The 25,347-nt window shown below is 68.3% G+C and carries 21 protein-coding genes and 1 pseudogene; 10 read left to right on the plus strand and 12 right to left on the minus strand.

The genetic code is table 11. The features are described from left to right. Positions 1–65: 65 nt before the first annotated feature. Both ACQP1P_RS40100 and ACQP1P_RS40105 read left to right on the plus strand, forming a co-directional pair. Positions 66–569: a MarR family winged helix-turn-helix transcriptional regulator gene (locus ACQP1P_RS40100; RefSeq protein ID WP_433079415.1), complete on the plus strand. Its 504-nt coding sequence runs from the start codon at positions 66–68 to the stop codon at positions 567–569. Between the two features lie 11 nt (positions 570–580). Beyond that, on the plus strand, positions 581–1,831 hold the full coding sequence (locus ACQP1P_RS40105) for a cellulase family glycosylhydrolase (protein WP_433079417.1): 1,251 nt from the start codon (positions 581–583) through the stop codon (positions 1,829–1,831). Here ACQP1P_RS40105 and ACQP1P_RS40110 read toward each other — a convergent pair. The 3 genes from ACQP1P_RS40110 to ACQP1P_RS40120 form a co-directional block, all read right to left on the minus strand. Continuing rightward, positions 1,807–2,805 (minus strand): COG1470 family protein, encoded by a 999-nt coding sequence (locus ACQP1P_RS40110; RefSeq protein ID WP_433079419.1) that lies wholly within the window; start codon positions 2,803–2,805, stop codon positions 1,807–1,809. The two genes, ACQP1P_RS40105 and ACQP1P_RS40110, sit on opposite strands and share 25 nt — an antisense overlap. 53 nt (positions 2,806–2,858) lie before the next feature. Beyond that, positions 2,859–4,811: a fibronectin type III domain-containing protein gene (locus ACQP1P_RS40115; RefSeq protein WP_433079421.1), complete on the minus strand. Its 1,953-nt coding sequence runs from the start codon at positions 4,809–4,811 to the stop codon at positions 2,859–2,861. A gap of 96 nt (positions 4,812–4,907) precedes the next feature. Further along, on the minus strand, positions 4,908–6,029 hold the full coding sequence (locus tag ACQP1P_RS40120; protein ID WP_433079423.1) for a HupE/UreJ family protein: 1,122 nt from the start codon (positions 6,027–6,029) through the stop codon (positions 4,908–4,910). 115 nt (positions 6,030–6,144) lie between these two features. Between ACQP1P_RS40120 and ACQP1P_RS40125 the strand changes: the two genes are divergently transcribed. The 3 genes from ACQP1P_RS40125 (at position 6,145) to ACQP1P_RS40135 (ending at position 11,442) form a co-directional block, all read left to right on the plus strand. Continuing rightward, a complete protein-coding gene (locus tag ACQP1P_RS40125) occupies positions 6,145–6,795 on the plus strand; it encodes a hypothetical protein (protein ID WP_433079425.1) in 651 nt (216 codons plus the stop codon). A 28-nt stretch (positions 6,796–6,823) separates the two neighbouring features. After that, positions 6,824–7,384, plus strand: coding sequence for a hypothetical protein (locus tag ACQP1P_RS40130; RefSeq protein ID WP_433079427.1), 561 nt, complete (start codon positions 6,824–6,826; stop codon positions 7,382–7,384). A 281-nt stretch (positions 7,385–7,665) separates the two neighbouring features. Next, positions 7,666–11,442, plus strand: coding sequence for a hypothetical protein (locus ACQP1P_RS40135; protein ID WP_433079429.1), 3,777 nt, complete (start codon positions 7,666–7,668; stop codon positions 11,440–11,442). A 385-nt stretch (positions 11,443–11,827) separates the two neighbouring features. Here ACQP1P_RS40135 and ACQP1P_RS40140 read toward each other — a convergent pair whose 3' ends face one another. The 4 genes from ACQP1P_RS40140 to ACQP1P_RS40155 form a co-directional block, all read right to left on the minus strand. Next, positions 11,828–12,004, minus strand: coding sequence for an IS3 family transposase (locus ACQP1P_RS40140; RefSeq protein ID WP_433079430.1), 177 nt, complete (start codon positions 12,002–12,004; stop codon positions 11,828–11,830). Between the two features lie 400 nt (positions 12,005–12,404). After that, positions 12,405–14,483, minus strand: coding sequence for a hypothetical protein (locus ACQP1P_RS40145; protein WP_433079432.1), 2,079 nt, complete (start codon positions 14,481–14,483; stop codon positions 12,405–12,407). Between the two features lie 250 nt (positions 14,484–14,733). Next, positions 14,734–16,047, minus strand: coding sequence for a TIGR04013 family B12-binding domain/radical SAM domain-containing protein (locus tag ACQP1P_RS40150; protein ID WP_433079434.1), 1,314 nt, complete (start codon positions 16,045–16,047; stop codon positions 14,734–14,736). Between the two features lie 29 nt (positions 16,048–16,076). Then, positions 16,077–16,313, minus strand: coding sequence for a GntR family transcriptional regulator (locus ACQP1P_RS40155; protein ID WP_433079436.1), 237 nt, complete (start codon positions 16,311–16,313; stop codon positions 16,077–16,079). A 105-nt stretch (positions 16,314–16,418) separates the two neighbouring features. Here ACQP1P_RS40155 and ACQP1P_RS40160 point away from each other — a divergent pair, with 105 nt between their 5' ends. Beyond that, a complete protein-coding gene (locus tag ACQP1P_RS40160) occupies positions 16,419–16,712 on the plus strand; it encodes a hypothetical protein (protein WP_433079438.1) in 294 nt (97 codons plus the stop codon). 460 nt (positions 16,713–17,172) lie between these two features. Next, positions 17,173–17,993, plus strand: a pseudogene (locus ACQP1P_RS40165) (replication-relaxation family protein). 173 nt (positions 17,994–18,166) lie between these two features. Here ACQP1P_RS40165 and ACQP1P_RS40170 read toward each other — a convergent pair. Further along, on the minus strand, positions 18,167–19,507 hold the full coding sequence (locus ACQP1P_RS40170) for a recombinase family protein (protein WP_433079440.1): 1,341 nt from the start codon (positions 19,505–19,507) through the stop codon (positions 18,167–18,169). Positions 19,508–19,564: 57 nt separating this feature from the next. On the opposite strand from ACQP1P_RS40170, the gene ACQP1P_RS40175 reads away from it, so the two are divergent. Next, positions 19,565–20,353 (plus strand): TIGR04013 family B12-binding domain/radical SAM domain-containing protein, encoded by a 789-nt coding sequence (locus ACQP1P_RS40175; protein WP_433079442.1) that lies wholly within the window; start codon positions 19,565–19,567, stop codon positions 20,351–20,353. On the opposite strand, the gene ACQP1P_RS40180 is transcribed toward ACQP1P_RS40175, so the two are convergent. Further along, a complete protein-coding gene (locus ACQP1P_RS40180; protein ID WP_433090476.1) occupies positions 20,350–20,712 on the minus strand; it encodes a hypothetical protein in 363 nt (120 codons plus the stop codon). The two genes, ACQP1P_RS40175 and ACQP1P_RS40180, sit on opposite strands and share 4 nt — an antisense overlap. Between ACQP1P_RS40180 and ACQP1P_RS40185 the strand changes: the two genes are divergently transcribed. Together ACQP1P_RS40185 and ACQP1P_RS40190 are read left to right on the plus strand one after the other, a co-directional pair. Beyond that, entirely contained in the window at positions 20,608–20,880 is a 273-nt protein-coding gene (locus ACQP1P_RS40185; RefSeq protein ID WP_433090310.1) for a hypothetical protein, read from the plus strand. The two genes, ACQP1P_RS40180 and ACQP1P_RS40185, sit on opposite strands and share 105 nt — an antisense overlap. After that, positions 20,792–21,796, plus strand: coding sequence for an exonuclease domain-containing protein (locus ACQP1P_RS40190; RefSeq protein ID WP_433079444.1), 1,005 nt, complete (start codon positions 20,792–20,794; stop codon positions 21,794–21,796). Before ACQP1P_RS40185 ends, ACQP1P_RS40190 begins: the two co-directional genes overlap by 89 nt. Here ACQP1P_RS40190 and ACQP1P_RS40195 read toward each other — a convergent pair. From ACQP1P_RS40195 to ACQP1P_RS40205, 3 genes are read right to left on the minus strand one after another with little or no spacing between them, the layout of a single operon-like run. After that, positions 21,783–22,187 (minus strand): hypothetical protein, encoded by a 405-nt coding sequence (locus tag ACQP1P_RS40195; protein ID WP_433079446.1) that lies wholly within the window; start codon positions 22,185–22,187, stop codon positions 21,783–21,785. The two genes, ACQP1P_RS40190 and ACQP1P_RS40195, sit on opposite strands and share 14 nt — an antisense overlap. Before the next feature lie 13 nt (positions 22,188–22,200). After that, positions 22,201–23,097, minus strand: coding sequence for a ParA family protein (locus ACQP1P_RS40200; RefSeq protein ID WP_433079448.1), 897 nt, complete (start codon positions 23,095–23,097; stop codon positions 22,201–22,203). Further along, entirely contained in the window at positions 23,094–25,295 is a 2,202-nt protein-coding gene (locus tag ACQP1P_RS40205; RefSeq protein ID WP_433079450.1) for a HelD family protein, read from the minus strand. Before ACQP1P_RS40205 ends, ACQP1P_RS40200 begins: the two co-directional genes overlap by 4 nt. Positions 25,296–25,347 lie beyond the last annotated feature (52 nt).

The following is a 25,347-nucleotide window of genomic DNA, read 5'->3' on the forward strand; positions in this document are numbered from 1 at the left end:
CGTTAGTTCGTGTGATGCTAACGGTTCGCCTCGCGCAAAGTTTATCCAGGGGGTACAACATTCCTGTGAACAGTCACAGGGAAGCGCTCCTGCTGCGCGTCGCCGCCGCCGACGAACGGATGCGTGCCCTGCTCGCGTACGACCGGACCAATCCGCTGCTCTCAGTTAACCTCACGATGCAGCAGCTCAAGGTGCTAATGCTGCTGTCGCGGCACGACGGGATCGCGTCGGCCGAACTCACCCGCCGCCTCGGTGTGAGCCTGGCCACGCTGTCGGGGATCGTGGACCGTCTGGTGACCCAGGGCTATGTCACGCGCACCGAGGATCAGCACGACCGGCGCATCCGGCGCATCCACCTCGCCCCGGCCGGGCACGACATCCTGCGCGAGCTCACCGACGGCGGGACGAAGGCGCAGCAGCGGCTGCTGGCCCGCCTCGACGACGAGACGCTCGGCATGCTCGCCTCGGTGCTGGAGCGGGTCGTCGAGGTGGCCGTGGCCGACGCCGTCGAGCAGGGCACCGGGCCGGATCATCCCGGCCGCGAGATAGACCGCGCGGCCGCCGGGTAGCCGACGCCCCCATGAGGAGCGCGCTGATCCTGTTTCTACTCCTGGCCGCCGTATCGATCCCCGGCGAAACGGCGCGTGCCGCGGAGCCGGGCGGCGGCATCCACGTGCGCAACGGGCGCCTGGTCGAGGCGAACGGGAGCGACCTGGTGCTGCGCGGGGTGAACCACGACTTCATCTGGTACCCGGACAAGAACGGCTCCTTCGCGGCGATCAAGGCCGCCGGGGCCAACGCGGTGCGGGTGCCGCTGGGGATCGGGCATCAGTTCCGCCGTACCAAACCGCAGGAGGTGCGCACCATCGTCAACCTGTGCCGGCAGGAGCGGCTGGTCTGCATCCTCGACGCGCACGACACGGCCGGCTTCGGCCAGGACAAGAAGGCGGCCCCGATGGCCGACGCGGTCGCGTTCTGGCTGTCGCTGCGCTCCGAGCTCGCCGGGCAGCAGGACCACATCATCGTCAACATCGCCAACGAGCCGTTCGGCGTCGGCGGCGACTGGCCCTGGGTGCAGCAGACCTCGGACGCGATCCGCACGCTGCGCGCGGCCGGGTTCACGCACACGCTCATGGTCGACGCGCCCGGGTGGGGCCAGGACGAGGTGGGCGTCATGCGCGACAACGCCGAGAAGGTCAAGGCGGCCGACCCGACCGGCGACACGCTGTTCGACATCCACATGTACGGCGAGTTCGACAACGCCGCGAAGGTCAACGCGTACCTGGGCTCGTTCACCCGGCGCCGGCTGCCGGTCATCATCGGCGAGTTCTCCGGCGAGCACGAGTGGGGCGACCCGGACGAGGACGCGATCATGGCCTACGCCGAGGGGCACTCGGTCGGATACCTCGGCTGGTCGTGGAGCGGCAACGACAAGCCCTACAGCTATCTGGACCTGGTGCACGACTTCGACCCGGCCAGCCGCACGCCCTGGGGCAAGCGGTTCCTCACGGGCCCGAACGGCATCTCGACGGACACCCGGGAGGCCACGATCTACCGCAACGGTACGGCGGGAGCCTCGCTCAAGGTCACGGACGTCACCTCGAGCAGCGTGCGCCTGACCTGGCCGCGCCGGTCCGCCGGCACGACCTACCTCGTGATGGCCGTGCACGGGGCGAGCGAGTCGCGGATGGCGGCGACCTCGCGGCCGGAGATCACGCTGCGCGGGCTGAAGGGCTCGACGGAGTACACCTTCGCCGTCTACGCCCGGGGACTGCTCGGCAACCGCTCGCCCCGCTCGGCGCCCGTCTACGCGGTGACCCCGCCGGCCTGAAGCGCCTGCTCCACGGCCTCGCGAACGCGGGCGTCCTGACGGGACCGGTTGCGCCTCAGGAGGTACCGAATCAGCAACAGCAGGCCGATCAGCACGACGAGACCGGCCAGCCACAGCCAGGGAACGGCCCACGCGCGCGCCTCGGCGCTCACCACCGGCAGCGACGTCGTCGAGCCCGAGGCGTCGGTCAGCCGCGGGGTCAGCGACGCGGTCGCGGTCAGCCAGCCCGCCCGCGGCACGCCGTGGACGGGGACCGTCACCTGCCAGGTCTCGCCCGGCAGCAGCTGCGGCGGGGCCTTGACCGCCCCGGCGTCGGCGCGCATCAGCCCGAACGGGCCGGCCACCGAGACCTTCTGGTCGGCGGAGAGGATCGCGTTGCCGGTGTTGTGGATGGTGTACGTCACCGTCGCGTCGCCGCCGTCGAAGTCCACGCGCAGCCGGTCGATCGCGAGGGCCGGGTGCAGCGCGCCGCCGACGCGCAGCTTGACGGCGATGCCGAGGCGCCGCTCCACGTTGATGCCCTGGGCCGCGTCGGGCCGGGTGAGCGCGGTGACGATGCCGCCGGCGTAGTCGCCGGGGGTGGCGTTGGCCGGCACGTCGAGCGTGAACGGGATCTCGGCGGTCTGGCCCGGCTCGATCGCGACCGCCGCGTTCGTGGCGTGCAGCCAGGCGCCGATGCCGGCCGACGGCTTGTCCTTCGTCAGCAGGTCGAGCTGGCCGGTGCCGGTGGTGAAGCCGTCGCCGGCGTAGACGGCCAGGTTCACCGGCGCCTTGCCCCGGTTCGCGACGACCATCGCGTCCTTGACCTGGCCGCCGGGGTTGACGGCGTAGCTGTAGCTGGAGCGATCGGCGCCGTACGTGTTCGAGGCCGTCCGCACCGTCCAGGCGACGTCGCCCTCCTCCGCGTGCGCGGGGGCGGCGATGGCGACGGCGGCGAGCACCGCGGCGGCGATGACGGTCCTGGTGAAACGCATGGGGTACCTCGCTCGGGGAAGGGTGGGGCGGGCCGCAGCCCGCCCCGTGGTGTTCAGCTGCTCAGCGCGGTGATCGTGAGCGTGGCCCGGTAGTCGCCCTTCTCGGCGCTGCCCGGGATCTTCAGGTCGAGGCCGGCCCCCAGCTGGGCGGTGCCCTTCGGGTGGCCCTGCTCGGCGTAGCCCAGCTGCCGGGAGACCGACAGGCCCTGGCCCTGGTCGTCGTACGACGACACGACCGGCGAGCCCGCCTTCGCCCCCGCGCCGGGCGCGAGGATGCTCGGCGTCCAGCCCAGGTACGAGCCGGAGAACGTCTTGCCGGCGTCCTTGAAGTCGCTGACGCTGGCCGACACCGACCACGGCGCCCGGGTGCGGCGCGTGTCGGTGACGACGATCGGGTTGAGCTTGCCGGTCGCGGCGAAGTACTCGCCGTTGTGCTCCTGCGCGGTGCCGAGGCTGACCAGGCCGTTGTAGCCGTCGATGGTCCAGCCGAACTCGCCCGGCGCCGCGTTGGGCACGTTGACCTGCAGCTGCTGGCCGTCGCCGTGGTACGGGTGGATCGTGACCTTGTCGACGACCGAGCCCACCGGCTGGGCGGCCGGCGTGTTGTTGCACCAGGACACCTTGCCGAGCTCGACCGCCGCGTTCGGGGCGGCGCAGGTGCCGCTGCGGAGGTTCTGCACGACGAGCTTGTCGCTGCGCACCTCGACCTTCACGTAGGAGCGCACGTGCTCCTGGTTCTGGACCGAGTTGTACCAGTAGTTGTTCGGGTTCAGCGGGTCGGCGCCGTTGCCCGCGCCGCTGGTGCCGCTGTTGTCGGGGGCCGTGATGTCGTAGTACTTCGACCCCGACGCCGAGTTGCCGGTGACGTAGAGGACGCCGCCCGGGCCCGGGTACACGTCGGCGGCGCCGGGCTGCTCGGCCGGGTTCGCCTTCGCGCCGTTCTTGATCTCGTAGCTGCGGGAGTAGGAGTGGTCGTGCCCCTGCAGCACCAGGTCGACGCCCAGGTTGGAGAAGACGGTCGGGAAGTCGACCCGGCGCGTCTTGTTGTCCCCGTCCTTGGCGTGGTCGGCCGGCGAGTAGATCGCGTGGTGGTAGACGAGCACCTTCCACTTGGCCTCGGCGCCGTGCTGGTTGATCACGTCGGTGACGTAGGCGATGTGCGCCGCGTCCCCGCCGCCGCCCTGGGTGATGGCGTAGGAGTTGCTGTTCAGGTCGATGAACAGCACGTCCTTGTAGATGTACCAGTAGTCGCCGCCGGACGTGTTCGACGCCGGGTTGCCGTTGGCGTAGAGCGGGCCGGAGCGGTCCGTGTTCGGGGTGAACAGGTGCTGCTCGTAGGCCTTGCCGCCGACGTCGTGGTTGCCGATCGTCGCCGCCCACGGGTACTGCCGCAGCCTGTCCGAAGACAGGAACGCGTCCCACTGCGACTCGGTGTTGGCCGTCTCGACCTGGTCGCCGCCCGAGACCAGCAGCTCCGCGTTCGGGTTGGCCGCGAGCGACACGTCGAGCGTGTCACGCCAGCCGGCCGCGTCGCGGGCCGTGTCGCCGGACGAGCCGATCTGCGGGTCGCCGTAGAACAGGAAGTCGTAGTCGCCCTCGAAGTCCTGCGTCTTGAAGGTGTACGCCGGTGACCAGGCGCCCTCCGCGCCGACCCGGTAGGAGTACTGGGTGTTCTCCTGCAGGCCGGTCAGGGTGGCGTGGCGGTTGAAGCCGCCGCTCGTGGCGATGTTCGCCCCGCCGATGGCCGCGAAGGTGGCGGCCGAGGCCGGGAACGCGCCGCCGGTGAGCGACGCGGTCGGGGCGAGCTGGACCTGCTGCGCGGTGTCGGCCGAGGAGTACCAGGTCACGATGCGCTGGGACTCGTTGGCGCCGACGCCGAGGATGATGCCCGTGAGCGTGGCCGGGTCCGCGGCGGCGGCGGGGGATCCGCTGCCGCCGAGGGCCACGGCCAGGCCCAGGAGCGCCGCGGTGGCCGCTGCGGCCACGCGCGAGGTGCGATGGTTCATCGGATTTTCTTTCCTTTTCCGATGGGGGTAGGGGAAAAGCTTGATCACGCTTTCGCCGGCTCGTGAATCGCGCGTGAACTCCAGCGGGACGCCCATTCACAGGCGCTGGAAGAACCACACCAGCCCCATGACCGCGACGCCCGCCGCGACGGCACCGGTCACCCATCGCCCGGTTTCGGGGGCTTTGCGGCGCAGCAGGAGCAGCAGCGGGAAGGTGAGCCCGATCAGGCCGAGCTGCACGGCCTCGATGCCGACGTTGAACACCAGCAGCGACCACAGCAGCGTCCACGAGAACGGCTCGTCGATGCCCAGCGCGCCGGCGAACCCCAGCCCGTGGATGAGCCCGAAACAGAACACGACGGCGAGGCGGGCGTTGCCGGTCGCCTCCTTGTGCGCGTCCTTGTTCAGGGCGCTCATCGCCGCGACCACGGCGATGGACAGGGCGATGACCGGCTCCACGACGCCGGCCGGGACCGCGACCAGGCCGAGCGCGGCCAGCATGAACGTGACCGAGTGGGCGAGGGTGAAGCTGGTCGCGGCCAGGACGATGTCGCGCAGGCGGCGCGAGCCGGCGATGAGGGCGACCAGGAACAGGATGTGGTCGATGCCGGTGAGCAGATGCTCGGCGCCGAGGCGGAAGAACTCCCAGAAGCGCTGGTACCACCGCTGGCCCGTGTCGAACGTGGGGTGCCCGGCGTCGAGGGCGGCGCTGCCGTGCCGGCCGTCGACGGCGTACGTGACGATGGTCTTGACGTCCTTGACGTAGCCCTCGGCGTCCGGGAACAGCCGGGCCTCGACCAGGTGGCCGCCGGCCTGCGGGCACGCCCAGTCGATGCCGGTCGTCGCGTAGGGCACGCCCTCCCGCTCCCCCATGGTGAAGGTGCCGCTCGGGGTCGCCGTGCAGCCCCGGACCGTGAAGCGCTCGGTCACGTAGTGGCGGGCCCGCTCCGCGTGGGCGTTCAGGGCCGCGGCCATGGCCGTGGTGTCGCCGGCCTCGAACGCCGCGGTGCCCTCGCGGAACAGGGCGTCGTCGCGCTCGGCGTCGGCCGCGGACACGACGAGGAGGTCGTACTCGAGCTGCAGGTCGGCGTGGACCCGGCCGGCCTCGGCGGTGACGTCGGCGTACACCGTGGAGGAGAACCCGTGCGCATCGGCCGGGCTCGGCCAGAGGACGGCGAACAGCACGGCGGCGAGGCCGGAGATCGCGATGCGTGACACGCGGCGTCACGTTGCAGGGCGCAGGTGAACGCCGATCTCCAGTTCGGCGAACCGATCAAGAACGTCTTCTCCGACCGGTTGAAGAGGCTGGGGGCATCTGCTGGTATTCCGTGTCGTGCGTCGCCTCCTGGCCTGCGGTCTCGCGGCCCTCCTGCTGGCCGGCTGCGGTACCCGGACCGACGGCTGGGCGCAGCCGCGGCCCATGCCGGCGCCGGTCGGCACGCTGGGCCCCGGCTTCGTCGACCCGTCCGCGCCGCCGACGCCGGAGGGCACCATCACGCCGGCGCCGGGTTCGTGGGACGGCGTACGCCCGGCGCGCGGCTACCGGGTCGTGCTGCTGACCAAGGGCACCGACGCCCCGACGACGGCCCTGGTCACCGCGGTGCGCGCGTGGGCCGACGCGGCCCGCGTGGACCTGCGCACGGTGACCGCGGGCACGGACCCGGTCGCCGACATCACGCGGGCGATCGGCATGCACCCGGACCTGATCGTGAGCGCCGGCAACGACCTCGTCGACCCGCTGGCGGTCGTGACCGCGAGCCATCTGGCGCAGCCGTTCCTCGTCGTGGGGGCCGAGCTCGCCGAGCCGACGCACAACGTGACCGCCGTCGACTGGGCCGGGGCGTCGTTCCGCGGGGAGGGGCTGGGGGCGTCCTCGACGTACGATGCCGCCTCCTTCACGGCCGAGCGCTGCGACGCCGCCATCCGCGCCGGCGCCGCGGCCGTGCTCACCGGCCTGACCGGCATCGTGGTCTGGCTGAGCTGACCTCGGCGGGGGCTGGCAAAATCGCGGCATGGTCGCTCCTGAGCTGGTCCTGGTGCTGCGATACCGCAAGGCGGTGACGTACGGCTTCCACGCGCTGCTCGGCGCGCTCGGCGAGCACGAGACGGCCACGCGCTACGAGGTCCGCTTCGGCGAGAGCGTCGAGGAGACGGCCGGGCACATCCGCGCGGCCGGCGACGCGAAGGTGCTGGTGCTCTGGTCGTTCTACTCGCCGGACGCGGCCGCGCTGGCCGTGGAGCTCGAGCAGATCCGGGCCGCGGCCGACGGCCCGAACGTCACGCACGTCGCCGGCGGCGTGCACGCGACGGCCGAGCCCGTGCAGACGCTCGACGCGGGCTGGGACGTCGCGGCCGTCGGCGAGGGCGAGTCGACGCTGCTGAGCCTCGTCGACGCGAAGGGCGACCCGGCGGGGATCACGGGGCTGGCGTACCGCGACTCGACGGGCACGCTCGTGCGCACCGGCAAGGCGACGCGCCGGCCGCTCGACGACTTCCCGGGGTTCGGCCTCAAGTGGGACAAGTTCAACGCCCTGGAGATCACGCGCGGGTGCGTGTACGCCTGCGCGTACTAGCCCCAACTACGCACTCAGCCTGGGGCCGACTGTATGGCTACCTGTCCCGCGCCTCATTCGACGTCGTGGGCGCCGACGTGGGCACAAGTACGACATCGACCGCGGCAGTGACGCCGCGACGGCCCAACACGTCTCGGACGGCCTCGAACAGGCCCTCCGCGGGACCGACAATAAGCGCTTAACACTCGTCTTCCGCCTGGCCTGCACCGAGGTGCCCGCGCTTCATGAGCGGACCCTGTGCAGTGCACAGGCTAGGCTCTGTCTACCCGGGATAGAGGGGCATGGTGATGTACGGACTGCCGCATCTCGCTGACGCGACGGACCTCGACCGGTGGGCGGACACCCGGTCCGCCCAAGCGGACCTGCCCCGACTGGTGAGACGTCTGATCCGTGCCGAGAACGACCAAGTGCAGCGGGTCGAGATGCGCGGTGGCGAGGGTGTTGGCCTCACCGGCTACGACGGCTTCGTCGAGGCTGGCCGGCCTTCGTCCTTCGTGCCCGGGGGCAAAAGCGTCTGGGAGATGGGTGTCGGCGCCAACCCCGCCGACAAAGCTCAGCGCGACTACAGGTCACGAACTGACAACTCCCAAGGGATGGACCCCGCAGAGCACACGTTCGTCTTCGTCACCCCGCGCCGGTGGCAGGACAAGAAGGACTGGGAGCAGAGGAAGCGCGACGAAGGCGTTTGGCATGACATTCGCGTGCTCGACGCCGACGACATCGAACAAGCGTTAGAGGCGTCACCGGCAGTGCAGATCTGGCTGTCGGAGTTGCTCGGACTTGAGCCGCTGGGAGCGACCTCTATCGAAGATTGGTGGGGAAGGTACTCCCGTGGATTCGACCCCACGATGATTCCTGAGGTCGTACTCGCCGGACGAGCTGACCTGGCCGCCATCCTCGTCCGCCGCCTGGCCGAAGACGTCGGCCGGACGTTCATCCGGGCGGTCAGTGTCGACGACGGGTTGGCGTTCGCGGCCTGCTCGATGATGGCGGTCCCGCCAGAGGACGCGGAACCGATCCTCGCGCGGTCGCTCCTCGTGCACGACGGCGTCACCCTGCGCAGACTCGATCGGACGTCCAGTCTCTTGATCCTGCTTCCGTACGAGGAGGGACTGCAACGCGAAGCGCACCTGGTCGAGAACCACCATGTCGTCTTTGTGATCACTGACCGAGATGGCGACGTCGACATCGATCTGCCGCCGCACGACCACCTAGCGCTTGAAAGCGCGCTCGCCGGGGCGGGCGTTCCCGCCGAGAATCTCAACCGGTATGTCAGGGCGGGCACGAAGAGCCTGGTGGCACTTCGCCGTGTGGCTAGTCGGTATGGACAGCGCGACCCTGAAGCGTGGGCGACGGACCTTGCGAACCGCGTCGTCCGACGGGCCTGGCTCGCTGGAGGATGGAGCCAGTCTCGAAGCGGTGATGAAGCGGTCCTAACGAGCCTTTGCGAAGCCGAACCGGACGACTTGGACGAGGCGCTTCAGGCGGCTCTCCGTCAGGCTGACCCGCTATTCACCAAGGTTGGCGCGACGTGGGCTGTCGCCTCACCGCAGGATTCGTGGCGAGCGGCTCGCGGCCTGATCACGGGGGGCGACCTCGTCGCCCTCGAGCGGTCTGTTCAAACCGTGCTCGGCGCGGTCGACCCTCGACTCGACCTTCCAGCGGAAGATCGCTGGGCCGCCGCCGTGCACGGCAAGGTACCTGTGCATTCATCCAACTTGCGGAAGGGTCTGGCGCGGACGCTCGCGCTGCTCGGCGGGCGAGGCGACGATGTCCGCTTGGCCGGTGGCCGCTCGGCCCGAGAATGGGCTGAGCGAGTTGCCTTGAGCCTGTTTACGCGTGCGAACGAGGACGAACAGGCGCAGCTGTGGACGTCGATGTCGGATGTCTTGCCGCTCCTGGCGGAGGCAGCGCCGGATGCATTCCTGCGTGCCATCTCGGAGGCAACGCAAGGGGAGTACCCGCTCGGGAAGCGTTTCTTCCAGGACGCGGACGACCGATGGAATGTGAGCAGCCCTCACTCCGGAGTGCTGTGGGCGATTGAGGCAATCGCTTGGTCGGAGCAGCATATGGCGTACGCCGCGGAGACTCTCGCGGCCTTGGCCGAGATCGATCCAGGCGGTCGCCTGAGCAATCGGCCGAGCGCGAGCCTGCTGGCGATCTTCAGAGCTTGGTCGCCCCAAACGTCTGCATCATTAGATGCTCGCATTCAGACATTGGAGAGCCTTGCGCGACGTCATCCCGACGCGTCCTGGGACCTGCTGCTTTCGTTGTTCCCAAGCAACTCCGAGTTCGGTACGCAAAGCCAGACTCCAACGTTTCGCGACTGGGCGACGGAGATCACGCCTGCGACGCGAGCGGACTTTCTGACCACCCTGGAGGCTGCGGGGTCGCTCGTGCTGAGGTTCGCCAAGGCTGACCCTGCTCGTTGGGAAGAGGTCGTCCCTAGGTTCGATCGTCTTCCTCCAGACATCCGAGCAGAAGCGATCACGGGGATGTCAGCGCTCTCTGCGGACGACCTAACTGCTGAGCAGCGCAACGCACTGTGGGGGGCACTGGACGGCTACGTGAGACACCACCGCGAGTATGCCGACGCTCAGTGGTCATTGTCTGAGGATTGGCTCGGACAACTCGCGGAGATTGCACAGAGTCTGACTCCGCCCCAGCCTGCTGATGTGAACCGATGGCTGTTCGACGACTGGCACCCCGACATCGGCGTTCCAGCCGATGACCTCAGCACCTACGACACATCACTCAGCGAGCGTCGCGAAGCAGCGATCGCGCAAATCTTCGCTGAGGATGGTCTGGACGGCATTCGCCGGCTCGCCGTCTCGGTTGAACTTCCCTGGGCGGTCGGATCCGCCTTGGCTGCAACGACCGACACCGTTGACGCTGAGGTGATCGCGGACCTCGACGGCGAAGAGCGGGCGGCGGTCCAGTTCGCCGAGGGGTTCGCCCGTCGTCGACTGCGCGGATCGATCGAAGACATTCGCCGCTGGGTCGACAGTTTCGACGGCCGCCCGCTTCTCCAGGCACGCCTTCTCCAGTTGGCAGAGGATGTGTCGACTGCCTGGAACGCACTGGGGGACTACGACGAGGCCGTGAAGATCGCGTACTGGTCCGAGTTTTCGCCGTACGGGCGCGGCGCAGACTTCCCCTACCTTAACGAAGCAATTCAGAACCTTCTTGCGCACGGACGCGCAGCCATCGCCGTAGACGCGTTGAGTATGTATGCAACACGGCACCAGGACGAGGTTGACGAGACTCTGGTGATCCAAGCGCTCCAGGAGTTTGGGACGCGCGACGACCCCGAGGCGCGAATCGTCTCTGCCTACGACATTTCACGTCTCCTCGGCTTTCTGAAGCAGCGCGGGGTTGACGAAGTTCGAATCGCGCTTTTGGAGTGGCGTTACCTGCCGCTCCTTCAGCATGACGGCGAGATGCCCGCGCTTCAGCGCTTGCTGGCCAACGATCCGCGTACGTTCGTCCAGATGATCGAGACGGTCTACAGGCCTGCCAGCGCGAGGAACCAAGAGCGCGTCGAACAGTCCTCCGGAGACTCGGCACTAGCATCCAACGCGTTCCGACTTCTTCGGGAGTGGAAGGTTGTACCCGGTACTAACGACGATGGCGTCGTTGAGGCCGCGGGCCTCCGTGCCTGGCTCGAAGCGACGCGCGAATTGCTTAAAGAGGCCGACCGTTCAGAGATCGGCGAACTGCAAATCGGTGAGGTCTTCGCTCATTCGCCGGAGGACGCGGACGGAACCTTTCCGTCCCTGCCGATCCGCGACGTCCTGGAGGACGCACCCGACGAACGCCTGGCTCGGGGCTTCTCGATCGGAGTTTATAACAAGCGCGGGTTCACCTCTCGCGGCATGACTGAAGGCGGGCAGCAGGAGTATGACCTGGCCGACAAGTACGCAGGATGGGCCCAGGCTGTGCAAGCCTCACACCCGCGTACCGCAGCCGCTCTCCGCGACATCGCAGAGTCGTACCGCGAAGAAGGCCGCAGGAACGATGAGGAGGCTCGGCGCTTCCTGGAAGGCATGGACTTGTAGATGTACAACGGCCGGAGCGTGGTTACAGGCGGGCAGTGGTCTTCGGCTTTGAGGCGAGCACCGGGAGCCGTCCGGTGTAGTGCGTGAGGGAACACCGCGGACCGCCAACGCCGACGGCAGGCAGGCGAGTCGCGTCGGCTCCATAGACGCAAGGTCGTCTTCGGCCGGCACCGTCTCGCCGGCTCCGGCGGCTTCTACCGAAGGCGGAACTGCAGTTCATCCCGGTGGTACGCGAGTACGTCCCGTCCCGCTCCTTCAGCAACCTGCTCCGCGAGGTATACGCCGCATACCCGGAGTACGCAACGAAGTCGAGGTTGCCGGGTGACTGTGGCGATCGGCTGGTCTACAGCGGTGGTGTCGAGCCCGGGGTTTGATGGAGACGGGGTTATCCGGTTTCCAGTATTGCGGTGATCGGGCGGGTCATCGCGTGTAGTGCCTCCTGCTCGGCCGGTGGGATGTGGCGGAGTTCGCCGTGTAGGCGCCGGTTGTTGTACCAGTCGATGTACTCGACGGTGGCCATCTCCAGGTCGTCCAGGCTGCGCCAGGGGCTTTTGGTGCGCACGAGTTCGGCCTTATATGTCCACGATCGTCGTGGTGGCCCCGCACTAGGCAATCACCGCATCGCGAAGGTCGGCGCGGCAACGGATCGCCGACCTTCGCGCGTCCGGCGCGGGTCAATTCCTTGTCGCCCGGCGAGCCCTGGCAGGATGCCGGGGGTGAGCGGCTGCGACTTACGTTGATCCCGCGGTACCGCCAGGCGGTGACGTACGGCCATCACGTGCTCCTGGCGGCGCTGGAGGGGCACGAGACCACCATCGCCTACGAGGTCGTCTTCTCCGTGAGCGAGCGCGCCACCGTAAAAGCGCATGATCCCGATTGAGATCACCGCGGCTGCGTGAAGGCGTGCGCGTACTAGCCCCAACTACCTGGTTGCATAAAGGTCCACTTATGCGTCGTACAAGTTATCGGGCGAAGTAGGTCGCAAGCGCCAGATCGGTGATCTCAAGCTGAGATCGTCCGCGAACCGTGGTTCGAATGACCAGGGACCGGTCGGAAAGCTTTTTACCCCGGCGCCCGACGAGTTGTGGGGTCACATCGAGTTCACCCGCGATGTCGCCGGCAAACATTGGCCGCTTGGCGTTCCGCAGAACATGAAGAATTTCCAATTCGGTCTTCGGGAGTAGGTCCTCGTCAGCCACGGCTGCAAGGGTCTCGGCATGACTTTGCGAAGCTCGGATCACGGAGCAGGTACCGATTTCGCAGCGCGGACACCGCATTTTGAATAGCTCTAGAGCGGCGAGTTGGCTGTGCTCAAACCGTTCCCCACATGTATTGCAGTGAATCTCCTCGCTTGATGCGGTCCACTCATCAATGATCGAGCCATAGTCGAAAATTCGCTCAATGAACCATACGCGGCTTTCGCGCGATTCCCGGGGCCTTCCGAAGCTGATGGAGTTCTTTTCGCACAAGCCATAGTTGAGTGCATAGATGGATACTCGCTTGCCATTGCGATTGACCATCACGTAATACTTCGTGAGGAAAAAGTTGAGTTCCAGTGTGCTGAGCAGAGAGTCGTAGTTTTGCGTAACATGGAAATGGCTTGTTGGGACCTTACCATCCAAGCTTCGCGCGAGGTTCGAACCGTCATAAGTACGTAGCTGCCGGGCTTTTCCTACAATCTTTTCGAGCAGATCGCTCAGGCTAAATATCGCCGACCGTTCTTCGAACGCCACCTGCAGGAACTGCCCAATTTGAAAATAGTGCTCGACCTTTTCCTCATACCAGCGCTTAGACGCATCTCGTATCGAGGTGACCGTTATGGGTCGATCGTAGAGCAGCCTGTCCTCGTATACGAAGTACAGAATGTACCCTAGCGTTCGAGGATTACCCATTGAGGCGTAGAAGAGGAGTTCCCAGAAGTTGTTATCCGGTTTACCTTCGATGAAGGACGAGAATGTCACGTTAAAGTGGCTAAACCGTTGCTCGACGAGTCGCCTGGTAAAATCGATCGCCTTACCTTCCATGGCTGTAAGGTTCGCTTGACCATACAAACTGTGAGTATCGAGGCTTACTTCGTCTATCTTTGTTTTGTCAATGTCTCCGTAGTAGATTCTGCCCGGATAGGCGGCGATCTTAAACTTCACTAACTCGTCGGACCAATTGTTCAACGGCGCCAGCAGTACATCTACTACAATCTGCATCGCGTCATGAGGAAGTTCGGAAAAGTCGTCGAGAAACACTATAAGGTGCTTGATTTCCAGGGGCTCAAGGATCGCCTTCAGTCGGTCGACCAACCCTCGGATATCGGTGACTCGGATCAGGAGCTCCGAAAAGTCTACCGATGCTTTCGCTGTCACCGAACTGGAACCGCCACTGTTGGCGGACAGATCGATCTTGGGGGTTGGTCCCGATATACCCGCAGAAAGCTTCTCCTCCGATTTTAGTTCTTGCGACGAAGAGTTGGAGACCTTTGCCGTCCGAATGCCTTGCACGTTTACAAAGTCTCCGGCATCCAGATCGTCGACGAAATGATCCAAGTCTGCTAGAAGCCCGGTAATTCGGCGCGTAATTACCTCCCTTATGCGTCGCTGCCAGGTGAGACGTATCTGTGTCTGAATGTCGTCCTTTATTCCAGCGACGACTGCTTTTACGAATGAGAGCGCTAATAGAAGTCTGCGTAGCTCTGCCGGTGGCAATGCATCCGCTTCTGGTAGTCGGTTCATTAACTCCGGGTCAACCTGAGCTGATTCATAGACAGTCTTTATGTCTATGTAAGTCGAAAGGAAACGCTTCTCCTTCCGCAACGCATATTGCGCTCGCTGGAAGATGGTGGATTTTCCGGTTCCGCGGCGTCCGATGATAAATGCCGTTCGTGGCTGAGTAGCAACGCTGAGCACATGATTAGCCGGAAGCGGATCAACGTACAGTTGCTCAATGAGCGGGTCGCCTTCATCGCTTTCGAGCGTTGCCTTGCGATACAGGCGCAATGTTTGAATCGCTTGTTCGAAGCGCTGCAGATCGGCCTGCTGGAAGCGGCTCATCTAAAGATCGCGCTTTTACGATTGTCTGGGCAAACGGTTCTTGGCGGGATGTGCATGCGCACCACCACTTCGAGATGGGCCATCGACAGCAACGCCTAACCGAGCATACGGGCATCGAAGTAGCTCGGCTAGACCGAGTTCGCGCTCACTAGGGTTATCTTGGCGGCACATCGCCTCACAAGACTCCCAGCGCTGGCGCTGGGAGTCTTGGTACTCGATTCTCGGCGACGCTACTATCGTCAGAGCAAGATCAATAAGTAGTTGGCCGGATGGGTAGCAGGGATCGGCTACGTCCCGGTCGAGGGTAAGCCTCCGCCGCCGCCGCGAGGCGCTGGGCGTGTTCCCGCTGTTTCTGCCAATGGCCGTAGAGGGCGCCCTGCTGGGAGAGCCGGTCGACCGCCCGGATGGTCTCCGGGTCGACGTCGCCGGGAGCGGCATCGCGCCACGGGGTGCCGGGCAGCGGCATGAAGGTGTGGGCGTGAATGCGGGCGCCCAGTGCCGCGAGGTCAGTCACGAGTTTGAGCGAGGCCTCCACGTCGGCGGGGTCCTCGCCCGGCATGCCGAAGATCATGTCGACATTGATGCGAAAGCCCTCCTCGACACCCAGGCGGGCAGCGTGAATGACCTCCTCGACGCCGTGGCCGCGCTTGGCGGCGTCGAGGACGCGGTCGGAGCCGGACTGGGCGCCAACGATGATGTTGTTGTTCGAGCAGTACTTCTTGACGACGCGCAGGGCCTCGCGGGTGACGTGTTCGGGACGGATCTCGCTTGGGAACGAGCCAAAGAAGACGCGGCCGTTCGGGCCGATGGCCTCCTTGCAGGTGGCGAGCAGCTCCTCGACGGCGTCCAAGTTGGGCGACTCGTCTTGGCTGCCGTAGGACAGGGCCGTCGGCGTGATGAAGCGGACGTCCCGCAGACCGCGCTCGCGCATCTGCTCAACGTGCCAGCGGACGTTGTCGACCGAGCGGTGCCGGAAGCGGGCCGAGAACATGAACGGCGTTTGGCAAAACCTGCAGGAAAACGCGCATCCCCGAGTGATCTCGAGGGCGTTGAAGCGGTGCCAGCGCAGCGAGAAGCCGCGGAAGGTGTCCAGCGGCAGCCGCTCCGGCCGGCCGGTCTTCACCACCTTGCCGGTGTCGTCGCGGTACGCCAGGCCGGTCACGCCAGTCGGATCGCCGCCCGCGTCGACCAGCTTCAGCAGCGTCGTCTCGCCTTCGCCGATCGCGGCGACATCCCAGCCGGCGTCGAGGGTCTGCACCGGCTCGGCGGTGGCGTGCACCCCGCCGGCGATGTGCAGAGCGCCAGGAGCCGTCTCCTTGATGGTCGCCAGCTCGGCAGCGAGCGCCTCGGCGTCGGGGGAGTAGAACGACCACAGCACCACGACCCGCTTCGCCCGCGAAAGGCCCGACGTGATCGCGGCGGCGGTCGACTCCGGGGTGTCGCCAAAGACCACCTCGTACGACGTCGCCGTCTCGTGCTCCTCCAAAGCGCCCAGCAGGACGTGGAAGCCGTACGTCACAGCCTTGCGGTAGCGCAGCACCAGAAGCAGGTCGAGGGAGCTCACAGCCACATCCTGCCAGGACCCTGAGCGGATCAGGAGGACCGATCGGTGACGTAGACACCGCGTCCGGGTTGGCCGACGACGAGACCCTGGGCCTTCAGTTCGACCATGGCGAACTGAATGACCGTCCCGCTGACGCCGTAGATGTCGCGGAGCTGTTGGGTGCTCGGCAGCTTGTCGCCCGGCTTGAGGGTGCCCCGCTCGATCTGGGCGCGCAGGTCCGCCGCCACCTGGCGGTAGTACGGCGTCCCGTCGTTCTTCAGAGGCACAACCGCACACTGCCTGTCGTCGATAGAACCTACATCACGAGGTACCGCCTACATCACTATGTGATGTAGGTTGGCAACGTCCGTATCGGCTGGCGAGGAGCGATCATGAGCGAAGAGCTGCATCCAGACTGGTGCTCACGAGTGGCGTGCACGGCTTATGGGTCGGATGCCGATCAGTACCACCGGTCCGAGCCGATTGTGGTGCCGACCGAGGACCCGCGCGTTGACCTGTTCATCTCCAAGGTGGCGGATCGCGACGGGCTCGACGAGTACATCAAGATTGCGAAGCTCGAACGGCACGCCTCGCCGGCTTGGCACCTACGGGAGCCGGTCCGGGCGCTCATCATGGCGCGGTCGTCGGCCGAAGGGGCTTGGCGAGCGATGGCCGAACTCGTCTAAAGATTCCCTTCAGCGACTTTCTTCGATATTCTCTACAGATCCTTGTGCGACTGGTCGTCGTCCGCAGGGGCCCGTGCCTACGCAGCCTTAAGTGAGCAAGCCGGTTCACGGGTCTGAGGACAACAGCGACCGGTTGGCATCGGGCGGCTCCGGTGATCGGGCGGACCCTCAGTCGGGTACCCACGCCGGTGAGTTGAGCCCCGTGCCCGGCACGCGTACACGCGTGTGCTGGTGCCTGCTCCTCACTGCCCGGTATTCCGGCTCGATGCTTGGCAACTCCATCGCTCGTACTGACCGGCCGTTGGGCGTCCCGCTGGGACGCCGTCCGGCCGGTCGTTCGGGTGTCCCGCTTGAGCCGGACCCCCAGCAGGACACCCATCGCTGCCCAACACGGCAGCTCGCATGCCCTTCTCGCGCAAAGCAGCGCGTCACGACAGACCGTTGGAACGGGGGTCTCCCAATGGAGAACATCCTGCGCGTCCAAGCCAAGCTCACCGCCCGGGATCTGACCTTGCTCGGCTGGCTCGCCGACCACGGCGTGCTGACCAGCTTCCAGATCGCCGAGGCGCTGTTCCCGTCCATCAACTTCGCCCAACGCCGCCTTCGCTTGCTCATGGCGGACGACCTCGTCGACCGATTCCGGCCGCAGCGTCAGGACGGCGGCTCCTACCCCTACCACTACGTGTTGGGTCAACTCGGCGCCGACGTCGTCAGCGCACAACGGGGCGACGACCCGCCCCGCCGAGACCAGGCCCGAAAGCGGCGCTGGTACCTCACCAACAGAACCAACCTGCCGCACCTGTTGGGCATCAACAGCTTCTTCACCCAACTCGCCGGCCACGCGCGAACCACCCCAACGCCACGCTCGACCGCTGGTGGTCGGCCGCTCGTTGCCAACAGCGGGGAGCGTTGCTGGAACCCAACACGGCGGACGTCCAACAGCTCGCCTACATCCCGCGCATCCGTCCGGACAGCCACGGCATCTGGTCCGAGGGCGGCCGGACCCAACCGTTCTTCCTGGAGTACGACACCGGCACCGAGCCGCTGCCTACGCTCGTCGGCAAGCTCGCCGGGTACGAAGACCTGGCTCGGGTCACCGGTCGACGCTGGCCCGTCCTCTTCGCGCTGCACTCACCACGGCGGGAGCAGCACCTGCACGAGCGACTGACAACAGCGGACATCCGCTATCCGGTGGCCACGTCCGCCCACGAGAACCCGGCGGGAGCCGTGTGGTGGCGGCACCGGCGAGAAGGCCCACTCGTCCGACTCATCGAGATCTGAGGACTGCAGAAGGGAGCGCCATGACCAGACGACGTGACCCCAGCCGACCGCCGTCTCGCGGAGGAGCATGGCCACTGACGAGGACGAGGAGTACCTCGCCGAGAAGGCGCGGCAGGTCGTCGACCGCGCGCCGCCGCTGACCCAGGAACAGCGCGCTCGACTGGCCGCCCTGCTCAGGCGGATGCCGGGTTCCAGTCGACGTCCACAGTGTCCGGATCGAACTTCCGTCGCCCAGGATGAGGAGGAAGCAGCCTGACCGTGGTCAGCGCCCGGATCACCGCCTGCTCCCGGTCCACCTGACCCTCCATCGCACGCCATTCGCCGACCGGATCGTCGGCCGCGAGCAACGGCACCAGTGCGTTCTCGCGGCCGGCCTCGGCCAGCTTGGTCTCGGCCTCGGCCAGCTCGGCCGCGATTTCCCGCTTGGCCGTCTCCAGCTCCTGATCGTCGAGGACGCCGCGCGCCCACATCTTCACCGCAGACTCGCGCCGGTGCCGCAGCGTCATTGCGGTCGAGCGCAGATCCTCGACATCCATGCGATCGTCGCCTTCCTTGAGCAGATCCACCGCCTCGGGTCGGCCGAGCCGCTCGGCGACGAGTCGCCGCACCCACGCGTCGATCGGCTCAGCAAGACGCGACAGCCCGCACGACGGGCAACGGTAAACCCGACGAACGCGGCCGTCCGCGTACTTCTCGCGGTATGTCGAGACCATCAGTCCGTCGCAATCGGTGCGGCCGCAGCGGTACAGCCTCGTGCCGAGCCATCGCCGTGCGCTGCCGACGTGGTTGGTCCGGCGCTTCGGCTCGGAGAGCAACGCGATCGCCGCCCGGACGGTCTCCTCGGGCACGATCGCGGGCCACACTCCCTTGCCGACCTCCTTGCCGCGATGGGTCCGGACCCCGGCATTGCGGAGGTTGCCCATCATGAGACGGACGGCGTTATGCCGCCACGGGCCGCCCATGGTTGTCGTAAACCCGGCGCCGCCGAGGTCGTGGGCGATCCCCGTGAGCGTTCGTCCCGCCAGCAGCCGCTGATACGCGCCGCGGAGCGCCTCCGCCTCGTCCTCCACCAGAGCCATGCCGTCGGCGGTGTAGCCGAAGGATCGGCGACCGCTCGCGGGTTTGCCGCGTTCGGCTCGCTGCCGGGCCTCGCGGCGCTGCCGCTCTGACTTGATCTCGACTTCCATCGTGTCGAACTCGCCGATCATGCCGGCCATGCCGCGCCCGTATGCCGTCGTCATGTCCAGCTCGGGACCCTTGACCGGCACGACGCTCACGCACGCCTGCCGGAGCAGTTCGATGCCGTCCGCGCGCTCGCGGCGGTTGCGCCACAGGCGGGATGTGTGGAACACGACGATTCGTTCGACCTCACCGGCTCGCACGGCGGCCATGAGGGCGGCGTACCCAGGTCGCAGCCTTCCGGACGTTGCGGAGATGTCGTTGTCGACGAACTCCCGCACGGCCCAGCCTCGACGCTCGGCAAGCGCGCAGGCGTCTTCGCGTTGGCGTTCCACGCCCAGGCCTCGCCCAGGCGGTCTTCCGAGATGCGGAGATAGATGGCGGTCACCACGGTGGGTAGTCTGACACAGAACCGGTGCCGCTTCTGCCAGACGCCGTTCATGTTCTCGGCGCGGTTCCGGCACCGCAGCGTGCAGAACGTGCGCTGGCACGTGGACCGGATGCGCGAGCGCGGGCTGCGTGACGTCCGCTTCATCACACCGACGGCGCTGTCGTACGGCAGCCAGGACGAGTCGCCGAACCTCGACGCGGTGGAGGAGCTGCTGGCCTCGTGCAAGGAGGGCATCGGGCCGGACGGGCGGGTCTTCTTCGGCTCGTTCCCGAGTGAGATCCGGCCCGAGCACGTCAGCCGTGAGGCGCTGCGGCTGGTGAAGCGGTACTGCGCGAACAACAACATCATCGTCGGCGCACAGTCCGGGTCCGACCGCGTGCTCGACGCGGCGAAGCGGGGGCACGGCGTCGAGGAGGTCATGCGCGCGGCCCGGCTCGGCATCGAGGAGGGCTTCCGCATCAACGTCGACATGATCTTCGGCATGCCCGGCGAGGACCAGGCCGACGTGGACGCCTCGCTCTCCCTGGCCCGCGAGCTGGCCGCGCTCGGGGCGCGCATCCACGCGCACACCTTCATGCCGCTGCCCGGCACCCCGTGGCGGGACGCGGCCCCGGGCGACGTCGACCCCGAGACCATCAAGGCGGTCGACCGGCTGTCGCAGCAGGGCGCGCTGTACGGCCACTGGCAGCGCCAGCGCGAGCACGCCACACGGCTCGCGGCCGCCGCGGAGGCCTACCCGCGCCCCGGGCGTAGCCGCACGCTGCTGCCGCTGCGCCCGTCGGAGGACTAGAAGCGCTCGGCCGCCGCGGCGAGGACGGCCGCGACCCCGTGCCCGGAGTCGGGGACCGCGCCGCCACCGGCCGCCGCCGGCCCAGTGCGGATCAAATGCCCTGAGGGCCGGTCCCGGAACGGGTCGTGCGGACCGGTCCGGGGATGCGGACGTTCGGGCGTTCCGCGGACGCGGCGGGCGTCATTACCGTCCCGAGGATGTACGCCGTCATCGATCTCGAGACCACCGGGCTGCGCACGAGCCGGCACGACCGGGTGGTCGAGATCGCGATCGTGCACGTCGACTCGCGCGGGGACGTCGAGAGCGAGTGGTGCACGCTCGTCAATCCCGAGCGGGATCTCGGGCCGCAGCACATTCACGGGATCACCGCCGCCGAGGCGCGTGTCGCGCCGCGGTTCGCAGCTGGCCGGGGCGGTGGCCGGGCGGCTGCGGGGGCGGGTGCCCGTCGCGCACAACTGGGCGTTCGACGGGGAGTTCCTCGCGGCCGAGTTCGCGCGGATGGGGATCGTGGCGCCGGTGCGGTATGAGGCGGGGCTGTGCACCATGCGGCTGGCCGGGCAGTTCTTCCCGGGCTCGTCACGCGGGCTGGCGGACTGCTGCGCGGCGGCCGGGATCGAGCTCACACGGGCGCACTCGGCGCTGCACGACGCCCGGGCCGCCGCCCGGCTGCTCGCGCACTTCCTGCGCGTGACCGGGCAGCCGCCTCCGTGGGCGCACCGGTTCGCGGGCATCCCGGACGCGTGGCCGGCACTGGCCGACAGCGGCGTCGCGGTCGTCGGGCGACGGACCGAGGGGCAGGTGGAGGAGCACTTCCTGGGGCGGCTCGTCGACCGGATGCCGCGCTCGCACCGGCCCGACGCGGACGCCTACCTCGAGGTGCTCGATCGGGCGCTGCTCGACCGGCACGTGTCCGCGGCGGAGGCCGACGCCCTCGTCGCGGTCGCCCAGCGGCTCGGGCTCGGGCGGGCCGACGTGGTCGAGCTGCATCGGCAGTACCTGCAGGCGCTCGCCGCGTTCGCCGCCGCCGACGGGATCGTCACGGCCGAAGAGCAGGACGACCTGGAGACGGTCGCGCGGCTGCTCGGGCTCGGTGGCGGGCAGGCCGCGCAGATGGTGCGCATGGCCCGGCACGCGGCCAGCCTGCTCGGCGCGGGGCCGCCGCCGGTGCCGCGGCAACGCGGCGACGGGGCCCGGCAGCGGTTCCGGCTCGAAGCCGGCGATCTCGTGGTCTTCACCGGGGACATGGGCGAGCCGCGCGAGGTGTGGGCGGCCCGGGCCGGCGCGGCCGGGTTGCGGGTCGGCGCCGGGGTCACGCGCAAGACGCGGCTGCTCGTCGCGGCCGACCCCGACACCATGTCGGGCAAGGGGAAGAAGGCCGCCGAGTACGGGATTCCCGTCGTGCACCCGGCGGCGTTCCTCGGGATGCTGCCTAGCGGGTGCTGAGGGCCAGGCTGTCCAGGCGGCGGCCCACCGTCGCGTCGACGATGGCCGTGATCAGGGTCGGCTTCGTGGACTTGGCGGGGGCCGCCACGCCCAGGACCTTGGCCAGTTCCTTGATCTGCGGGACCGTCAGCTTCAGGTCGTTGAGGTACTGGACGGCGGCCTGGCGGGTCTCCAGCTCGCGCAGCATCGACTCGATCTCGCTCACCGGGCGGGACAGGGCCGCGGCCGTGGTCGCGGGGCGGGGGGTGCGCGCCGGGCGGCCGCCCTTCGGGACCAGCTCCAGCTTCGCCGCGCCCGAGGCCAGGTCCGCCAGCTGGTCGGCCGGCAGGGTCTTCACGAAGGCGGCCACCCGCAGGAGCACCTCGTGGGCAAGGTCGGCCGGGTCGGTCATCGCAAGGCTCCGCTCAGGGTCTCGTGCGCGCCAGGAACTCGCTCGTCAGCTGTTGCAGCTCGTATCGTAGGTTCTCCACCGCGGGCGTGCCCGGCGGTGCCAGGACGGCCGGGACCGCGCGCAGGCCGGCCTCCGTCACCGCGGACTTGTTGTCGCGGACCGTCTGGCGGAAGACCGGCATCTCGATCTGGGTCGTCGCCTTCACCGAGTCCTGCTGCGTGTTCAGGGGGCCGTTCGCGGTGTACTGCACCATCGTGTAGACCACCCCGATGATCTCGGGGTTGATCGGGGTCGCCGCGACCGAGTTGTACTCCTCGACCAGGGCCGACAGGCGGGTGCGCAGCAGGTCGATGCCGAGGGTCGACAGGTAGTCGGGGCGGGCCGGGACGATCACGTGGTCGCTGGCCACCAGGGCGGTGCGGGTCACGAGGTTGAAGTTCGGCGGGCAGTCGATCAGGACCGTGTCGTACTTGTTGAACGACGGGTCCATGAGCGCGTCCGCGAGCAGGCGGTAGACCTGCAGGTACCGTGGGCTGCTCTTCTGGAATCGCGAACCGCCCAGCCCGGCGGCCAGGTCCAGGTCGGCGTCGACGAGGCCGAGCTGCGAGGCGATCAGGTGCAGGTTGCCGCCCAGCGGCTGGACCAGGGCGTTGACCGCGTGCGGGGCCAGCACGTACTTGAACAGCGGCTCCGGCGCCCGCGTCGCCACGAAGGCCTCGAACCAGGCCCGGATCGTGGGCTGCTCGTCGAAGTCCGACGGGCGGTAGAAGGAGTACGTCAGGCTCGCCTGCGGGTCCAGGTCGATCAGCAGCACCTTGCGGCCGCGGGCGGCCAGCTCGGCGCCGATGTTGGCGGTCACCGTGGTCTTGCCGACGCCGCCCTTGTAGTTGATGACGGACACGACGCTCATCTGCTGTGGCGGCCCTTCGGTCGGTCGCGGCCGGCGCGCTGGTCGAGCAGGGCCGCGGTGCGCTGCAGCACCTCGTCCCACAGGGGCTGGGGCGAGCCCCCGGCGACCATCGCGGCCAGGTCCTCGGCGAGGCGGTCGAGCAGCGAGAGCTCCACCGTCGGGTCGGGGTCGGGCTCGATGACGACCCGGCGCTGGCGCGGGATGCGGCCGGTGACGTCGCCGGCCGGCTCCAGCGGCAGGATGTCGCCGCTGGCCACGATGTCCAGGTAGCGGATCGTGCGGGTCAGGGCGACGAAGAGCAGGCGGTGGCCGCGGGGGTCCTCGGCGACGATCTCCTCGGGCTCGACGACGATCACCGCGTCGAACTCCAGGCCCTTGGCCTCCTGCGGGGAGACCAGGTTCAGGGCGCGGTCGACCTCGCCCTGGTCGGCGCGGCCCCACGGCAGGTCGTTGGCGTGCAGGGCGAACTCGAGCTCGGCGCGCAGGACCGCGGGGCAGACGATGCCCACGAACCGGTTCGCGTCCAGGTGCTCGCGGGCGATCTGGGCCACCCGGCCGGCGCGCTCGACCGGCTCGACGACGTGCGTGCCCGGGGGCTGCGGGCCCTCGCGGACCACGTGCGTCGGCTCGGTGCCGGGCGCGGCGATCGGCAGCAGCATCGCCGCCAGCTCGTACACCTGCCGGGGCACGCGATAGCCGTAGCGCAGGGGCACGATGGCCCGCGGCTGCTGCGGCGGCAGGTGCTCGGTGATCTCGCCCCAGGAGTCGCGGGCCCACGCGCCGGTGGACTGGGCCAGGTCGCCGGCGAGCGTGAAGGAGCCGTTGGCCGAGCGCCGGCCGATCGCGCGCAGCTGCATCGGGGAGAGGTCCTGGGCCTCGTCCACGACGATGTGCCGGTAGCGGCCGGTCGTGCCGTTGACCAGCTCGTCGACCTCGTCGAGCAGCGGGATGTCGGCGGCGCTCCAGACCTGCGCGGAGAGGCGGTCGGCGCCTCGGCGGTACAGCAGCGTCACCTCCTCGTCCGTGAACTCCCCGCCGGCCGCCGCGGCCAGCCGCGGGCGGGAGCCGAACAGGTTGCGCAGGAACGCGGCCGGGCTCTGCAGCGGCCAGAGCCGCTCCAGCAGGTTCTCCACCGGGGCCAGGCGCTCGGCCTCCAGCGGGCCGCCACGGTCGCGGACGAGCTCGGCGAGGCGGGCCCGCAGCCGCTGGCGGCGCACCGCGTAGGGGCCGCCGGCGTGGCGGGCCGCGGTGACCGCCTCGGTGACCTCGGCGCCGGTCAGGGTGAGGTAGCGGCCGTCGAAGAGCATCCGCTCGGCCGCCTCGGGGGCGCCGATGCGGGCCTCGAGCGCGCGGGCCAGGAGCCGGGCCATGCGGGCCTCGCCCTTGAGCCGGCGCGTCGCGGCGTCCTCCTGGCGGCCGCGCTGCACGGGCGGGCCGAGCTGGTCGATGTCGATCTGCTCGACGTCGGCGTCGCCGAGGCTGGGCAGGACGCGGCGGATGTACCGGGTGAACGCCGGGTGCGGGCCCACCACGAGCACGTCGCGCGGGCGGAGGCGGTCCTGCTCGTTGTACAGCAGCCAGGAGACCCGGTGCAGGGCCACCGCGGTCTTGCCGGTGCCCGGCCCGCCCTCGATGACGAGGCAGTGCTCGAGCGGGAAGCGGATCAGGCGGTACTGCGCGGCCTGGATCGTGGCGACGATGTCGTGCATCTCGCCGGTGCGCCCGCGGTCGAGCTCGCCGAGCAGGGCCGCGTCGGGTCCTTCGAGGGCCTCGACGGCGGCGGCCAGTTGCTGGAAGACGAGGTCCTCGAAGTCCAGGACCCGGTTGTCCGCGCTGGTGAAGGTGCGCTTGCGGGCCAGGCCGCGCGGATCGTCGTGGGAGGCCTCGTAGTACAGCTCCCCGATCGGGGTCTTCCAGTTGACGACGAGCACCTGGCGCTGGTCGTCGAAGATGGTCTCCCGGCCGATGTAGAAGTACTCGCGGTCTTCCTGGTCGATCCGGCCGAACGCGACCTCCTGGTCCGGCGCGGCGAGGGCGTCGCGGCGGCCGCGGCGGAAGCCGGCCAGCCAGCGGCCCGCGCCGGCGTTGGCGGCGGCGTCCGGGGTCTCCCCCAGCTCGGCGCGCGCGCGTTCGCGGTGCTTGTGGGCGAGGTCGAAGTGTTGCTGCTCAGCAGCGATCTCGGCTGCCTTGGACTCCACGGAACTCCCTTTGCCACACCCTGCGTGCGCCTCACGCTACCTTGCGCCAGGG

The organism is Dactylosporangium sp. CA-052675 (genome assembly GCF_050947935.1).
Lineage (GTDB): Bacteria > Actinomycetota > Actinomycetes > Mycobacteriales > Micromonosporaceae > Dactylosporangium.

What these genes read in the sequence shown, in the direction of transcription:
- ACQP1P_RS40200 (WP_433079448.1), bottom strand. Translation starts at nt 23,097, where the DNA reads ATGAGCGTCGTGTCCGTCATCAACTACAAGGGCGGCGTCGGCAAGACC.
- ACQP1P_RS40195 (WP_433079446.1), bottom strand. Translation starts at nt 22,187, where the DNA reads ATGACCGACCCGGCCGACCTTGCCCACGAGGTGCTCCTGCGGGTGGCC.
- ACQP1P_RS40135 (WP_433079429.1), top strand. Translation starts at nt 7,666, where the DNA reads ATGGTGATGTACGGACTGCCGCATCTCGCTGACGCGACGGACCTCGAC.
- ACQP1P_RS40110 (WP_433079419.1), bottom strand. Translation starts at nt 2,805, where the DNA reads ATGCGTTTCACCAGGACCGTCATCGCCGCCGCGGTGCTCGCCGCCGTC.
- ACQP1P_RS40145 (WP_433079432.1), bottom strand. Translation starts at nt 14,483, where the DNA reads ATGAGCCGCTTCCAGCAGGCCGATCTGCAGCGCTTCGAACAAGCGATT.
- ACQP1P_RS40160 (WP_433079438.1), top strand. Translation starts at nt 16,419, where the DNA reads ATGAGCGAAGAGCTGCATCCAGACTGGTGCTCACGAGTGGCGTGCACG.
- ACQP1P_RS40115 (WP_433079421.1), bottom strand. Translation starts at nt 4,811, where the DNA reads ATGAACCATCGCACCTCGCGCGTGGCCGCAGCGGCCACCGCGGCGCTC.
- ACQP1P_RS40130 (WP_433079427.1), top strand. Translation starts at nt 6,824, where the DNA reads ATGGTCGCTCCTGAGCTGGTCCTGGTGCTGCGATACCGCAAGGCGGTG.
- ACQP1P_RS40105 (WP_433079417.1), top strand. Translation starts at nt 581, where the DNA reads ATGAGGAGCGCGCTGATCCTGTTTCTACTCCTGGCCGCCGTATCGATC.